General features: G+C 70.5%; 13 protein-coding genes. 8 read left to right on the top strand and 5 right to left on the bottom strand.

Annotated features, from left to right (window positions below; all coding sequences use genetic code 11):
• The first annotated feature begins 26 nt into the window (after positions 1-26).
• From AC0L6Y_RS01205 to groL, 5 genes are all read left to right on the top strand, one after another.
• Positions 27-347, top strand: coding sequence for a DUF3263 domain-containing protein (locus AC0L6Y_RS01205; RefSeq protein ID WP_473553867.1), 321 nt, complete (start codon positions 27-29; stop codon positions 345-347).
• Positions 348-917, top strand: coding sequence for a LytR C-terminal domain-containing protein (locus AC0L6Y_RS01210; RefSeq protein WP_473553868.1), 570 nt, complete (start codon positions 348-350; stop codon positions 915-917).
• Positions 918-1,111: 194 nt separating this feature from the next.
• Positions 1,112-1,315 carry a cold-shock protein gene (locus tag AC0L6Y_RS01215; RefSeq protein ID WP_294180029.1) on the top strand — a complete coding sequence of 68 codons (204 nt, stop codon included), beginning with the start codon at positions 1,112-1,114 and terminating at the stop codon, positions 1,313-1,315.
• Between the two features lie 89 nt (positions 1,316-1,404).
• Complete coding sequence (locus AC0L6Y_RS01220; protein ID WP_473553870.1) at positions 1,405-2,457, top strand: DUF3048 domain-containing protein; 1,053 nt, start codon at positions 1,405-1,407, stop codon at positions 2,455-2,457.
• A gap of 148 nt (positions 2,458-2,605) precedes the next feature.
• Positions 2,606-4,234 (top strand): chaperonin GroEL, encoded by a 1,629-nt coding sequence (groL, locus tag AC0L6Y_RS01225; protein WP_473553871.1) that lies wholly within the window; start codon positions 2,606-2,608, stop codon positions 4,232-4,234.
• Between the two features lie 185 nt (positions 4,235-4,419).
• Here groL and AC0L6Y_RS01230 read toward each other — a convergent pair whose 3' ends face one another.
• From AC0L6Y_RS01230 to AC0L6Y_RS01245, 4 genes are read right to left on the bottom strand one after another with little or no spacing between them, the layout of a single operon-like run.
• Positions 4,420-5,295: a phosphotransferase gene (locus AC0L6Y_RS01230; protein ID WP_473553873.1), complete on the bottom strand. Its 876-nt coding sequence runs from the start codon at positions 5,293-5,295 to the stop codon at positions 4,420-4,422.
• 39 nt (positions 5,296-5,334) lie between these two features.
• Positions 5,335-5,625 carry a WXG100 family type VII secretion target gene (locus AC0L6Y_RS01235; protein WP_473553875.1) on the bottom strand — a complete coding sequence of 97 codons (291 nt, stop codon included), beginning with the start codon at positions 5,623-5,625 and terminating at the stop codon, positions 5,335-5,337.
• 9 nt (positions 5,626-5,634) lie between these two features.
• Entirely contained in the window at positions 5,635-7,401 is a 1,767-nt protein-coding gene (locus AC0L6Y_RS01240) for a sensor histidine kinase (protein WP_473553877.1), read from the bottom strand.
• A gap of 28 nt (positions 7,402-7,429) precedes the next feature.
• Entirely contained in the window at positions 7,430-8,125 is a 696-nt protein-coding gene (locus AC0L6Y_RS01245; protein WP_473553879.1) for a response regulator transcription factor, read from the bottom strand.
• 160 nt (positions 8,126-8,285) lie between these two features.
• On the opposite strand from AC0L6Y_RS01245, the gene AC0L6Y_RS01250 reads away from it, so the two are divergent.
• The 3 genes from AC0L6Y_RS01250 to AC0L6Y_RS01260 all read left to right on the top strand — a co-directional run bounded on the left by AC0L6Y_RS01250 (position 8,286) and on the right by AC0L6Y_RS01260 (position 13,126).
• A complete protein-coding gene (locus AC0L6Y_RS01250) occupies positions 8,286-10,937 on the top strand; it encodes a beta strand repeat-containing protein (protein WP_473553881.1) in 2,652 nt (883 codons plus the stop codon).
• Between the two features lie 132 nt (positions 10,938-11,069).
• Positions 11,070-11,483 carry an ArsR/SmtB family transcription factor gene (locus AC0L6Y_RS01255; protein WP_473553884.1) on the top strand — a complete coding sequence of 138 codons (414 nt, stop codon included), beginning with the start codon at positions 11,070-11,072 and terminating at the stop codon, positions 11,481-11,483.
• Positions 11,480-13,126: a SulP family inorganic anion transporter gene (locus tag AC0L6Y_RS01260; RefSeq protein ID WP_473553886.1), complete on the top strand. Its 1,647-nt coding sequence runs from the start codon at positions 11,480-11,482 to the stop codon at positions 13,124-13,126. The genes AC0L6Y_RS01255 and AC0L6Y_RS01260 overlap by 4 nt, the downstream gene beginning before the upstream one ends.
• A gap of 17 nt (positions 13,127-13,143) precedes the next feature.
• Here the strand turns inward: AC0L6Y_RS01260 and AC0L6Y_RS01265 are convergent, their stop codons facing one another.
• Positions 13,144-14,244, bottom strand: coding sequence for a response regulator transcription factor (locus AC0L6Y_RS01265; protein WP_473553888.1), 1,101 nt, complete (start codon positions 14,242-14,244; stop codon positions 13,144-13,146).
• Positions 14,245-14,282: the final 38 nt, after the last annotated feature.

Genomic DNA, 14,282 nt, shown 5'->3' on the forward strand with positions numbered 1-14,282 from the left:
CTACACTCGGCGCGACGGAGGTTCGGATGACGCAGGCGGCTGAGCAGTTCCCCGCGTCGGCCGACGACGCGGGGCTGAGCGATCGCGATCTCGCGCTGCTCGAGTTCGAGAGCCGCTGGCCCGAGCGCGAGGGCAGCAAAGAGGCCGCCATCCGCGCAGAGTTGGGACTCAGTCCGGCCCGCTACTATCAACTGCTGTACACGCTGATCGAGCGACCGTCGGCTCTGCGACACGACCCGCTTCTCGTCCGCCGGCTCCAGCGATTGCGTGACAGTCGGGTTCGTGCGCGTCGCTCGCGCACGTTCGGGCCCGGCCCCACGACCATGAGCCAGGACGACACCGAGTAGATGGCCAGATTCCCTCAGGACGAGTTCGACAGCATTCCCAGCGACCTCGAACGTGTCGGCGCCCACCGCGCCCCGCGGGGCAAGGGCCGCGCGTGGATCAATGTCGGCCTCGGCATCCTCGCCGCCGCCGTGCTCGTCGTCGCCGGGCTGTACGGCCTGTCGCGGCTCGACCCGAACTTCACGATCGACCTCCCTGACTTCAGCGAGGACACGACCGTCGAGGTGACGGCCTCGCCGCTCCCGGTCGCCGAGCCGGTCACTGACCCCGCGACCGTCGACACCGACCCCGAGCTCTCGCTCTCGGTGCTGAACGGCACCGAGACGACCGGGCAGCAGGACGTCGCGGCAGATCAGCTCGTCGCGAGCGGATGGCCGGATGCGGTGCGCGCTCGCGCCGCCGCCTCCGACATCGAGACGACCACGATCTACTACTGGAACGCCGACTTCGAGGGGCTCGCGCGCGGTGTCGCCGAGGCGCTCGGCGTGGGAACGGTCGTGCTGTCGGACGCGTACCAGGGCGCGCCGATCACGGTGCTGCTCGGCTCCGACTACGAGCCGTCCGCGGGCTGAGTCGCTCCCGCCGCACGCGTCGCGGCGAAGTCCTGAGGGCGTCTCGAATGTTTCGCGCGTGTTTAAGCCTGCGCTGTTTCTTCGTAAATTCACGCCGCAGACGGAAAATTCGCTTCTGACCGGCCAATCTGCGCCAGTACGATTCCCGATGTGGAGCCGTGTTCGGCCCGCGGAAACACGGCAGGAGTAACGCAATGGCGAACGGAATCGTCAAATGGTTCAACGCTGAGAAGGGCTTCGGCTTCATCACCGTTGACGGTGGAGGGGCCGACGTGTTCGTGCACTACTCCGCGATTGACATGTCGGGATACAAGGTGCTCGAAGAGGGCCAGGCTGTCACCTTCGAGGTCGGCACCGGCTCCAAGGGGCCGCAGGCCGAGTCGGTGCGACCGGCCTGAGCCGCCGGACAGCCCGCCGCAGGACGGCCCGCGGAGGCGCGCCGGGTCGCGCGACCCGGGCCCCCGCGCGTGCGCCCTACGATGAGCGCATGCCAGGAGCGCGCGCGATTCGTCGAGGGGGAGCCATCGCGGCACTCGGGGCGCTCGCGAGCGTGCTCGCCGCGTGTGCGACCGTCGAGACGGCCGCGCCGGCGCCCACTCCGACGCCGAGCTACAGCTCGAGCTACCTCACTCCCGCGCCGTACGACCTCGCGCCGCTGACCGGTGAGGTCGTCGAGGCGGGGTCGCTGGCGCATCCGTCGCTCGCCGCGAAGGTCGACAACCATGAGCTCGCCCGTCCGCAGATCGGGCTCGAGCGCACCGACATCGTCTTCGAGGAGCTCGTCGAGGGCGGGCTGACGCGCTACGTCGCGGTCTGGCACTCCGACATCCCCGACGAGATCGGCCCGGTCCGATCGATCCGGCCGATGGATCCGGACATCGTCTCGCCGTTCGGCGGCATCATCGCGTACTCGGGCGGGCAGTACCGCTTCGTCGTGCTGATGCAGCAGACGAACGTCTACAACGCCATCCATGGCGCGGCCGACACGGCCGACCTGATGTACCGCACGACGACCAAGACCTCGCCGCACAACGTGCTCGTCGCCGCGGAGACCCTCGTGGACCGCCACCTCGACATCGCTTCACCGGCGCAGCAGTTCGCCTTCGCGCCCGACGTCGCCTCCTCCAGCGCGGTCGTCGAGGGAACGCCGGCGACCGGTCTCACCGCCCGGTTCAGCGACGCCTCGTCGCCATCCTGGAAGTACGATGAGTCCTCGGAGACCTGGAAGCGCTCGCAGCTGAGCGGCGTGGACCGCGACTCGAACGGCGACCAGCTGAGCGCCACCAACGTGCTGGTGATGACGGTGCCGATCTCCTACGGCCTCGGCGTGCCGAAGACCGAGATGATCGGCGGCGGCGACGCCTGGGTGTTCGCCGGCGGCCAGTCCCTGGCGGTGCGGTGGTCGAAGGCCTCGCAGGCCGCGCCGATCATTCTGACCGACCTCAACGGGGTCGTCGTGCGCCTGGCGCCGGGCAACACCTGGATCGAGCTGATGCCCAACACGGGCGCGCTGACGATCGACGCGCCCTCCGGCTCGTGACGCGGCTTGCACTCCCCTAGGGCGAGTGCCAGAATGGCACCTGGCACTCGCGCATTGTGAGTGCTAAAGGACGCCCGAAACGGGCGCTCGCTGACTCAGTGCAGATCCACGTGAAGTGGACAACGTCCGGGAGGGACGACACCAACCCATGGCAAAGATCATTGCTTTCGACGAAGAGGCCCGCCGCGGCCTCGAGCGCGGCCTGAACATTCTCGCCGACGCCGTCAAGGTCACGCTCGGCCCGCGCGGTCGCAACGTCGTGCTGGAGAAGAAGTGGGGCGCCCCCACGATCACCAACGATGGCGTTTCGATCGCCAAGGAGATCGAACTCGACGACCCGTACGAGAAGATCGGCGCGGAGCTCGTCAAGGAGGTCGCCAAGAAGACCGACGACGTCGCCGGCGACGGCACGACCACCTCGGTCGTTCTCGCTCAGGCGCTCGTTCGTGAAGGCCTGCGCAACGTCGCGGCCGGCGCCGACCCCATCAGCCTGAAGCGCGGCATCGAGAAGGCCGTCAAGGCTGTCGAGGCCGAGCTCGTCATCAACGCCAAGGAGGTCGAGACCAAGGAAGAGATCGCGGCCACCGCGAGCATCTCCGCAGCCGACACCGAGATCGGCGACCTGATCGCCGAGGCGATCGACAAGGTCGGCAAGGAGGGCGTCGTCACCGTCGAGGAGTCGAACACGTTCGGCACGACGCTCGAGCTGACCGAGGGCATGCGCTTCGACAAGGGCTACCTGTCGCAGTACTTCGTCACCGACCCGGAGCGTCAGGAGGCGGTCTTCGAGGACGCCTACATCCTGATCGTCAACGGCAAGGTCTCGAACATCAAGGACCTGCTCCCCGTCGTCGACAAGGTGATCCAGGCTGGCAAGCAGCTCCTGATCATCGCCGAGGACGTGGACGGCGAGGCTCTCGCGACCCTCATCGTCAACAAGATCCGCGGCATCTTCAAGTCGGTCGCCGTCAAGGCCCCCGGCTTCGGTGACCGCCGCAAGGCCATGCTGCAGGACATCGCCATCCTCACCGGTGGTCAGGTCATCAGCGAGGAGGTCGGTCTCAAGCTCGAGAACACCGACCTCTCGATGCTCGGCCAGGCGCGCAAGGTCATCGTCACCAAGGACGAGACCACGATCGTCGAGGGCTCCGGCGACGCCGACCTCATCGCCGGTCGCGTGAAGCAGATCCGCCAGGAGATCGAGAACACCGACTCCGACTACGACCGCGAGAAGCTCCAGGAGCGCCTCGCGAAGCTCGCCGGTGGCGTCGCCGTCATCAAGGCGGGTGCCGCGACTGAGGTCGAGCTCAAGGAGCGCAAGCACCGCATCGAGGACGCCGTTCGCAACGCGAAGGCTGCCGTCGAAGAGGGCATCGTCGCCGGTGGTGGCGTCGCCCTGATCCAGGCGGGCAAGACCGCGTTCGAGAAGCTCGAGCTGGTCGGCGACGAGGCGACGGGTGCGAACATCGTCAAGGTCGCCATCGACGCTCCGCTCAAGCAGATCGCGCTCAACGCGGGCCTCGAGCCCGGCGTCGTCGTCGACAAGGTGCGCCACCTCCCCGTCGGTCAGGGCCTCAACGCCGCGACCGGCGAGTACGTGGACATGCTCGCGGCGGGCATCAGCGACCCGGTCAAGGTCACCCGTTCGGCTCTGCTGAACGCGGCCTCGATCGCCGGTCTGTTCCTCACCACCGAGGCGGTTGTCGCCGACAAGCCGGAGAAGAACCCGGCCCCGATGGGTGACCCGTCGGGCGGCATGGGCGGCATGGACTTCTAGTCCCGAAGGCTCGAGCGCTGGCGCAGCCAGCGGATCGAGTAGGCCGGAGGCCGTATCGAGATCTCGCCGCTCGCGGCGCGTATCGAGACCCACCAGCCACATCGAAAAGGGCGGTCCCTCCTCACGGAGGGGCCGCCCTTCTCGCATGCGCGGTCAGTCCGCCGCACGGCGCCGCCGGAGACCCCCTACCCCTCCAGCACCATCCGATCCAGCGCGTGCCGCACCCACGAGCCGGGGATCTCCGGGTCGCCGCCCGGAAGCACCTCGCACGCGACGCGCACCGCCCACTCGATCAGCAGGAACCGGCTCGCATCGACGACGACGTCGTCCAGCTCGACGCGAGGCTCCAGCCCCAGGTCGGTGAGCAGCAGGGCGCGGTCGATTCCGCGCGGCCCGCGCAGCGGCCGCTGCCAGTCGATCACGCGCCATCCCGTGGCGGTCTCGAAGCACTCGTCGCCGGTCAGGTCGCCGTGCACCACCACGGGCTCGGCATCAAACAGACGCCGCGTGCCCGCAGCTCGGCACCAGCGCTCAAGGCGGTCGAGTTCGGCGGCGCCCACGGAGGTGAACCTGCCGCGCCCGACCAGGTGGCGCAGGTCGTCGAGTCGCTCCTCGATGAGCCGGAGCCACGCCTCGGCGTCGGGCAGGTCGAGGGTCACGGGGGTCTGGGCGGGCAGCGTCGCGATCGCCTCGGCGACCGCGCGCGCCGCCGCGCGCACGGCGTCGTCGTCGAGCGGTGTCGCGGAACTGGCGCGTGCTCGCAGCGACGGATCGGAGAGCCATTCGGTGGCGACGGCCCGGGCCCGGCCGGCGGAGGGGAGCAGACGTGCCGCCGGCAGCAGGGGATGCTCGGGGATAGCCGCGTAGACCTCGGGTTCGATCGACGGCGGCAGCTGCACCTTGTACGCCCACTCGGTTCCGTTGACAAGCCGCACGCGCTCGGTCGAGGTCAGCGGCCAGTCGTGCAGCAGGTGGCGGGTCTCCACCGGCGAGCCGAGCAGCTCGCCCAGCTCCCGGTCGTCGTGAAGCGGCAGTTCCGGCCAACGCGGGTGAGGGTGCACGGGGACATTCTCACAGCGCCGACCGGCACTCGCTGGGACTCACCGCAGGAACATGCGCGCATTCTGCTCTTCGACCTGCGCGTAGTGCTGGCCCGCCTGGGCGAGCGCCGTGTTGAGCGCGGCGAGGTTCTCTTCGACCCGCTGCTGGGTGGCGCGCCACTCACCGACGACGCCGTGGAACGCCGTCGCGGCCGGGCCCGTCCACGAGGACTGGAGGTCGACGAGCTGCGCATGGAGGGCGCCGACCTCGCCTTGGATGCGGGCGATGGCCGCCCGGACGTTCGCGGTCGCCGCGACGACCGCTTCGCTGTCCACCTGGTATCGCGTCATGCGGCGAGGCTAGGAGCGCGCGGCGGGCTCTGCGCTCTCGGAGCCGTCGGCCGCTGAGTTCTCGGCCGGGGGCGCGCTGGGGACGAGCGGAAGGCTCACCCGGAAGGTGGCGCCGCCGCCCGGCGTCTCGCGCACCTCCACATGGCCCCGGTGCTTCTCGACGATGCCGGCGACGATCGCCAGGCCCAGGCCGCTGCCGCCCGTCTCGCGCGTGCGGGAGGTGTCGGCCCGCCAGAACCGCTGGAAGATCTTCTCGCGCAGCTGCGGCGGGATGCCCTCGCCGTGGTCGATGATCGCGATCTGGCCGTAGCCGCCGGCCCGGTCGACGCCGACCTCGATCTCGATCGGGCTGCCGTCGGGGCTGAACCGGGTGGCGTTGCCGAGCAGGTTGGTCACCACCTGGCGGATCTTGTTCTCCTCGGCGAGCACGATCGGGCCGGGCGCGTCGGGGGCCGGTGCGGGCGGACGCGGCTGCGCCGTCGGCGGGGGCGTCGCCTGCTCCTGCTGTCCGCGACGGCGGCGCAGGCGGGCCCAGGTCGAGCCGGCGATCGCGATCGGGCCGGTCGCGGCGGGCGGCTCCCCGTTGGCGTCTTTGCGTCCCCGGCCGCGGCCTCCGCGCCGCGACGCCTTCGTCGTCGTCTCCTCGGCGGCCGGCGCGGCGGTCTCCGGCGCCTCCGACGGCTCCGCCGACACGGCGGGTCGCACCACCACGCGGATCTGGCGCGAGGGGTTGGAGGCGGCGGCGTCGAGGGCCGCGTCGTTGGCGATCGGCAGCAGGTCGACCGAGGCGAGCTGCGGCGGCCGGTCCTCGTCGAGTCGCGCCAGTTCGAGGAGATCCTCCACGAGTCCGCCCATGCGGATCGCCTCGCGCTCGATGCGGTCCATCGCCTGGGCGACGTCCTCGGGCTTCTGGATCGCCCCCATCCGGTACAGCTCGGCGTAGCCGCGCAGCGAGACGAGGGGCGTGCGCAGCTCGTGGGAGGCGTCGCCGACGAAGCGCCGCATCTGCTCGACGGCGCGCTGCCGTTCGGCGAAGGCCCGATCGATGCGCGCGAGCATCGTGTTGAGGGAGCGGTTCAGCCGCCCGACCTCGGTGTTGGGGGTGGCGCCGCCGAGGCGCTGGGCGAAGTCGCCGTTGGCGAATCGGGCGGCGGTCGCCTCGACGTCACGCAGCGGGGCGAACGTGCTGGTGACGAGTAGCTGCGTGGTCGCCGCGCCGAAGATGACGACGGCAAGGGCGAACAGGAAGTAGATGAGCGTGTAGCGCGCGATGATCGCGTTGGTCTCGTTGAGGTTGAGTCCCATCACGAGCGTCGCCTGCTCGGCGGCGCGACCCACGCGCAGCGGGGCGGTGATTACGCGCCACTCGGTCGTCTTCGCCACGTTGGTCAGCGTCAGCCCGCCCTCGACGCCGATCACGTACTCCAGCGTGAGGCGGGAGACGTCGGGGCCGAGTTCGGCCTGCGCCGTCGACAGGTTGTCGTCGATGAGGCGGCCGGAGGCGGAGACCGCGGCGATGTAGAACGGCGTGTTCCCGGAGTCGACCTCGTCGAAGTCCTGGATCATCTGGAACGGGATGACCGCGTCGAGTTCGGAGTACTCGGTGAGCAGTTCCGCATCCACCCGCTCCAGCAGGTAGGTGCGCAGCACCGTCATCGTGCCGGCGCCCGCGACGGTGAGGCCGAAGGTCAGCAGCAGGACCGTGACGCCGGTGATCTTCGCGCGGAGCGAGACGCCGTTCCACCACTGGTCGAACGACGCGGAGACGGGAGACACGTAGGCGATCCTCCCACGCCGAGGCGGGCTACGCCTTGGAGGCCGTCTTGAGCATGTAGCCGAATCCGCGCTTGGTCTGGATCATCGGCTCGGTCGAGTACTGGTCGAGCTTGCGACGCAGGTACGAGATGTAGCTCTCGACGATGCCCGCGTCGCCGTTGAAGTCGTACTCCCAGACGTGGTCGAGGATCTGCGCCTTCGACAGCACGCGGTTCGGGTTCAGCATGAGGTAGCGCAGCAGCTCGAACTCGGTGGGGGAGAGCTCGATCGGCTCGTCGCCGACCGTCACCTCGTGGGTGTCCTGGTCCATGGTCAGCTCGCCGGCGCGGATGATGGCGTCCTGCTCGTCGTTCATGGTGCGGCGCAGGATCGCCTTGATGCGCGCGACGATCTCGTCGAGCGAGAACGGCTTGGTCACGTAGTCGTCGCCGCCGACGGTGAGGCCGGTGATCTTGTCCTCGGTATCGTCCTTCGCGGTGAGGAAGAGGATCGGCGCGGTGTAGCCGGAGGAGCGGAGGCGCTTGGTGACGCCGAAGCCGTTCATGTCCGGGAGCATCACGTCGAGGATGATCAGGTCCGGCTCCTCTTCGAGGACCGCCGAGATCGCCTGGGCGCCGTTGGCGACGGCGCGAACCGCGAAGCCGGCGAAGCGCAGGCTCGTGGTCAGCAGGTCGCGGATGTTGGGCTCGTCATCGACGATGAGAATCTTGGGTCCGTCGCTCATGGGGCCAGTATCTGCGCGTTGACTGTGCGTTGCCTGGGAGCCGGTGGCGCGATCTCCAGATCGTGGCGGCCGAGAGAAATACCCCATTCGTGCGATGGGGTCGCGCGCGTGGTGTTCGTAGCGTCGAAGGAGTTCTGCTTCCCGATCCTGGAGTATCTTCGTGCCGACTCGCTCCCCTCTCGCCGCGCCGTTGTCGCGAGCTCCGCTGTCTCGACGTCTCGCCGCACTGTCGGCGGCTCTCGTTGCCGTGACGCTGGGGCTTGTCGCGCCGCTCGTGGTCGCCGCGCCCGCGCACGCGGCGACGATCCAGCAGGAGAATTTCACCTTGAATCTGGGCGGATGGAGCTCGGGCGTCGGCGCCTGGGTCGCGAGCGGCGGCTCCGCGGTGGCGGGCGGGAGCCTGAGCGGCGACACCTTGCAGCGCACCGTCGACACCACGGGCTATGACTCGATCGTCGTCTCGTACAGCTACCAGGTGGCCAGCCACGCGGGCTCGGACTTCTTCAGCTTCGGCTACAGCGCGACCGGCGGCGCGCCCTTCACGAGTTCGGCGAGCGTGACCGCGAACACGGGCGGATGGCAGAGCGCCTCGGTGCCGCTGAGTGCGGCGGCCGCCGACAACCCTGACCTCCTGGTGCGCTTCTCGGCGCTCGCAGCCGGGGGCAGCGACATTCGCGTCGACAATGTCGTGATCACGGGTGACGCGATTCCGGTCGACACGACCGACCCGACCGCGACGCTGGTCTCACCCGCCGATGGCACCGAGATCCCGAGCTACTCCACCGACTACACCGTGACCGTCGGCGACAACGTGAGTTCGCCCGCCGACGTCACGACGTCGTACCGGTTCGGCTCGGTTGCCTCGCCCGCCACCACGATCGCCTACAGCGCCGTGCCTGACGGCGCCGGGGAGGCCCACATCGTGCTGAGCGGCGCGACGCTCGCGGTCCTGCTGAGTCTTGTCGAGGGCGACCAGTTCACGCTGACGGTGGATCTCGTCGACGAAGCGGGCAACAGCGCCAGCGTGCTGATGGGCACCTACTACTACCTGAGCGATACGCCCGCACCGGTGGCCCCGGCGATCACGTCGGGCGCCCCAGCGGCGGGTGTGGTCGGGCAGGTGTACAGCCACTCGATCACGGCGACCGGAGCTCCGGCCCCGACCTTCGCCGTCTCGAGCGGAAGCCTGCCGGCCGGGCTCTCGCTGAACACGGCCACCGGCGAGATCAGCGGCACCCCGACCGCGGCGGGCACGTCGAACTTCGATGTGACGGTCTCCAACGGCACCCTGCCGAACGACACCGCCTCCTACTCGATCTCGGTCGCCGCCGTTCCGAGTATCACCTGGACGCCGCCGCTTGAGCTGACCGTCGGGGTGGCCTTCTCGGAGACGGTGACGACCACCGGCACCGCTCCGATCACCTTCGCGGTGACCGCCGGCACGCTTCCGGCGGGCCTCGTCCTCAACGCGGGCAGCGGGCTCCTCTCGGGCACCCCGACGACGGTCGAGACCGCGGCCTTCACCCTCACCGCCACGAACTCGGCGGGGTCTGACTCGCTCGCGGTCTCGATCGAGGTCGAGCCGACTCCCGCGCCGCCCGCGATCACCTCGTTGGCGCCCGCCGACGGCACGGTCGGCGTCGCCTACAGCCACACGGTGACCGCGACCGGCGTGCCGGACCCGAGCTTCACGGTGAGCTCCGGCGCGCTGCCCGCAGGTCTGTCGCTCGGCGCCAGCACGGGCGTGATCTCGGGAACGCCGACCGCGGTGGGCTCGTCGACCTTCGAGATCACCGCCAGCAATGGTGTCGGCGCCGACGACGTCGAGTCGTACACGATCGTGGTCGCCCCGGCGCCGGTCGCCCCGGCGATCGTCTCGGCGGATCCGGCGGACGGGGTGGTCGGGTTCGCCTACAGCCACACCTTCGTCGCGACGGGCGGCGGCACGATGACCTACGCCGTGACCTCGGGCGCGCTGCCGTCGGGGCTCGCCCTGGTCGGCAACGTTCTGAGCGGCACGCCGACGGCGGCCGGATCCTCGACCTTCGAGGTGACCGCCAGCAACGGCGTCGGCTCGGATGCGGTGGAGAGCTACACGATCGATGTCGTCACGGTCCCGACGATCGGCGGCACGCCGCCGACGGCCAATGTCGACATTCTCTACTCGTACACCCCGACTCTCGGCGGATCGGGTCCGTTCACGGTCGCGCTGACCGCCGGGGCGCTGCCGACCGGTCTCACGGTCGACCCGAGCACGGGTGAGATCAGCGGCGAGCCGCTCGGCGCGCCGGGCACGTACTCGTTCACGCTCACCGTCTCGACACCGGGCGCCCCGAGTGGGACCTGGGCCACGGCGATCGAACTGGAGCACGGGGACCCGTCGACGATCGTCGCCATTCAGGCGGGCGGCCAGACCGTCGCGCCCGGCGGCACGCTGCACGTCGACGTCGGCGAATCGCTGACCTTCACGATCACGGCGGCCGACTTCTCGGGCAACCAGTTCGACATCACCTCCGACGTCGTGCTCACCAGCGACGTCGCGAGCGACGTCGTGACCGGGTCGACGATCGAGTTCCCGACCGCGTCCCCGCACGTCATCACGGCGCAGTGGACGGGCGGCCCGCTGGCCGCGGACGTCACTGTCGAGGTCGCCGCGGAGGACGCGACGGCGGCGGGCACGGAGGCGGCGGCCGAGCTGGGGGCGACGGGGGCGGATCCGGCCGGCTGGCTCGTGACGGCCACGGCGCTGCTGCTGCTCGGCGCGGCGCTGGTAACCCGCGCGCGGGCGCGCACCATCTCGGCGCGGCACTAGTCGCGCCGACGGGCAGCGCACCGAGATCTCGGCGCACGGCCCGCGACGGCGGCCGGGGGTTCGGCCGGGTACGGGGTGTACCGCGGGAGACCGCCCCCGGCCGCCGTCCTTCCTCCGCGATATGATGGCTTGATGAATTCATCAACTCGCGTCGCCGAGGGGGAGGCGCTGTGGTCCTCGCGCTCGCAGCGGCCGCTCTACGAGGTGAAGGCGGGCCTGTTCAAGGGGCTCGCGCATCCGGTGCGCGTGCGCATCCTCGAAGTGCTCGCCCACGGCGACGACGTGCCGGTCGCGCAGCTGCTGAGCGAGACCGGGCTGGAAGCCTCGCACCTCTCGCAGCACCTCGCGGTGCTGAAGCGCCACCGTCTGGTCGCCTCCGAACGGCGCGCCAGCCAGGTCTACTACCGGCTCGCCTTCGCCGAAGTCGCCGACCTGCTTGCCGTCGCGCGCGCGCTGCTCACCGAGGTGCTGGATGCCGCGCGCACCGAACTCGCCGAGGCCGACGGACTGCCGGCCCTCCCCGCCGCAGACGCGACGCGCCCATGACCGGGCCGCGCCGCTCGCCGCTCACGCTGCTGCCCTCACGCCGCGATTGCGCCCGACTCGGGCGCACCTGGCGCGGCGACGTGGTCGCGGGGATCACCGTCGGGATCGTCGCCCTTCCGCTCGCGCTCGCCTTCGGGGTGAGCTCCGGCGTCGGGGCCGCCGCGGGGCTCGTCACCGCCATCGTGGCGGGCATCGTCGCGGGCATCTTCGGCGGATCGAACGTGCAGGTGTCCGGCCCGACCGGCGCGATGGTCGTGGTGCTGGGGCCGATCGTCGTCAGCTACGGCGCGGGCGTCGTGCCGCTGCTCTCGCTGATGGCTGGCGTCATCGTCGTCGTCGTCGGCGCCGTGCGGTGGGGGCGACTGGTCACGATCATCCCGTGGCCGGTGATCGAGGGCTTCACCTTCGGCATCGCGGTGATCATCTTCCTGCAGCAGGTGCCGTCGGCGCTCGGCGTGGCGTCGGGCGCCAGTTCGAGCGCCTTCCTCACGGCGGTCGAGGCGGTGCAGAACGTGGAGGCGGAGCATCTGGCATGGGCGCTCGCCGCGGTCGCGGCGGTCGCCCTGGTGATGGTGATCGCGCCGAAGATCCACGCCGCGATTCCGGGCTCGATCATCGCGATCCTGCTCGTGACGATCGTCGCCAGCGTCGCCTCGCTGCCGCTGGAGAGCATCGGCGCGCTGCCCGAGGGCCTCCCCGCACCCGCGATCCCCACCATGACACCGGAGCTGCTCGCCGCCCTCGCGGGGCCGGCGTTCGCGATCGCCGCCCTTGCCGCGATCGAGTCGCTGCTCTCGGCGCGTGTGGCGGCCTCGCTCGCCGACACCGGCGCCTACGACGCGGATCGCGAACTCGTCGGACAGGGGCTCGCCTCGATCGCCTCCGGATTCTTCGGCGGCATGCCGGCCACCGGCGCCATCGCGCGAACGGCCGTCAACGTGCGCGCGGGCGGGCGCAGTCGACTCGCGGCGGTCACGCACGCGCTCGTGCTGCTCGCCGTGGTCTACCTCGCCGCCGGCTGGGTCTCCGAGATTCCGCTCGCCGCGCTCGCCGGAGTGCTCATGGTCACGGCGGTGCGCATGGTCTCGACCTCCACCGTGAGCGCCGTGCTCGGCTCGTCGAGGTCGAGCGCGGTCGTCTTCGTGCTCACCGCGATCGTGACCGTCGCCTTCGATCTGATCATCGCCGTCGGGATCGGGATCGCCGCCGCCGCGATCTTCGCTCTGTGGACGCTCTCGCGCTCGGGTGCCGTCACCCGTGAGCCGCTGCCCGGGGACCCGCAGCCCGGGGATGACCGCATCGCGCTGCTGCGCCTCGACGGGGCGCTGTTCTTCGCCGGGGCCGAGCAGCTGCTGGAGAAGACGGGATCGATCGACGGGGTCACCGTCGTGATCCTGCGGATGTCGCAGCTCGAGATGCTGGATGCGACCGGCGCCCGCGTGGTGTCGGAGCTGATGTCGACGCTCGAGCGTCGAGGGATCACGGTGCTCGTGAAGGGCATCCAGCCGGAGCACCTGAAGCTCGCCACCCGCGTCGGGGTGCTGCGCGCACTTCGGCACGAGAACCACCTCTTCGATGATCTCGACGCGGCCATCGCGCACGCGCGCAGCCATGTCGCGCGGGAGCCGAGCCCGACCGGGTGAGGGCAGCCGCGCGCGGCTCAGGCGCCGGTGCGGTGGACGAACAGCCGGCTCAAGAGCTCGCCGCGCGACGAGCAGCCGGTCTTGGCGAACAGCGAGCGCACGTGCGTGCGGAGGGTGTGCGGCGAGATGAACATGCGCGCCGCGGTCTCCTCGATCGAGCCGCCTGCGCGAAGCTCGGCGAATACCTCCTGCTCGCGCTGGGTCAGATCGTAGGCGACCGCGATCATCGTCATGATGTCGTCGGGGCGGGCCGGTTCGATCGTGACGACGATGTGGGCCAGGTCGCCCTGCTCCGTCACCGCGTGCGTTCCGCGCAGCGTCATCCAATGCCCCGACCCGCCCTGCACTCGCGTGAGAGCGTCATGCGCGGTGGGGATCCCGAGCGCTCGCGCCGTCGAGACCCACCCCACGGTGTAGGCCTGGCACGGCAGGGTCGTGTCGAGTCCGCCCTCCAGCGGGACCTCCCACAGGTCGGAGAGTAGCGGCCGGGCGCTCTCGGAGAGCGAGATGACCAGGCCGTCGGGGTCGAGCATGACGAAACCCGGCACCGCGCTCTCGGGCCCGAAGGTCGGGTGGTCGAGCACGATCCGCTGCAGTCCGTCGACGATCGACTCGGTGATCCCGGCGAGCCAGTCGAGGTCGGCATCGTCGAAATCGGGGGCGCCGCTCGGGCGGACGAGGTTCGCGACGCCCCAGCAGGCCTGTCCGCGCGAGAAGACGGCGCGCATCTCGGCGCCGAAGCCGAACGCCCGGTTGATGTCGCGGTCGCGAATGCTGTCGCGTCCGCTCTCGCGCATGGCCCGGTGCAGCGTCGCGGCGGGCACGCGGCGTGCGTGCAGATCGCCGAACTTGTTCAGATCGTCGTCGATGAACTCGTTGCGCATCCAGGGGTAGCGCATGTCGTCGGGCAGGCCGACCACGACCGCCTCGGCGTTGGGCAGCGCCGTCACCGGATCGGTCGTGCACAGGAACGAGCCGTCGGCGCCGAGTTCGGCGCGCGCGATGTCGCCCACGGTCTCCAGCAGTTCCCGTGTCGATGTCGCGGCGGCGCAGGCGCGACGAACGCGCTCGGCGGCGTCGGCGCGCCGCGTGCCCGGTGCGGCCGTCGTGAGGCTCATGCCGTCCACGATAACCGCCGGGCGCGCGGATCGAGAAG

The organism is Pseudolysinimonas sp. 10J20-29 (assembly GCF_055809595.1).

Coding starts and splice junctions, on each gene's coding strand:
- AC0L6Y_RS01205 (WP_473553867.1), top strand. CDS start 27: ATGACGCAGGCGGCTGAGCAGTTCCCCGCGTCGGCCGACGACGCGGGG.
- AC0L6Y_RS01210 (WP_473553868.1), top strand. CDS start 348: ATGGCCAGATTCCCTCAGGACGAGTTCGACAGCATTCCCAGCGACCTC.
- AC0L6Y_RS01215 (WP_294180029.1), top strand. CDS start 1,112: ATGGCGAACGGAATCGTCAAATGGTTCAACGCTGAGAAGGGCTTCGGC.
- AC0L6Y_RS01220 (WP_473553870.1), top strand. CDS start 1,405: ATGCCAGGAGCGCGCGCGATTCGTCGAGGGGGAGCCATCGCGGCACTC.
- groL (WP_473553871.1), top strand. CDS start 2,606: ATGGCAAAGATCATTGCTTTCGACGAAGAGGCCCGCCGCGGCCTCGAG.
- AC0L6Y_RS01235 (WP_473553875.1), bottom strand. CDS start 5,625: ATGACGCGATACCAGGTGGACAGCGAAGCGGTCGTCGCGGCGACCGCG.
- AC0L6Y_RS01245 (WP_473553879.1), bottom strand. CDS start 8,125: ATGAGCGACGGACCCAAGATTCTCATCGTCGATGACGAGCCCAACATC.
- AC0L6Y_RS01255 (WP_473553884.1), top strand. CDS start 11,070: ATGAATTCATCAACTCGCGTCGCCGAGGGGGAGGCGCTGTGGTCCTCG.
- AC0L6Y_RS01260 (WP_473553886.1), top strand. CDS start 11,480: ATGACCGGGCCGCGCCGCTCGCCGCTCACGCTGCTGCCCTCACGCCGC.
- AC0L6Y_RS01265 (WP_473553888.1), bottom strand. CDS start 14,244: ATGAGCCTCACGACGGCCGCACCGGGCACGCGGCGCGCCGACGCCGCC.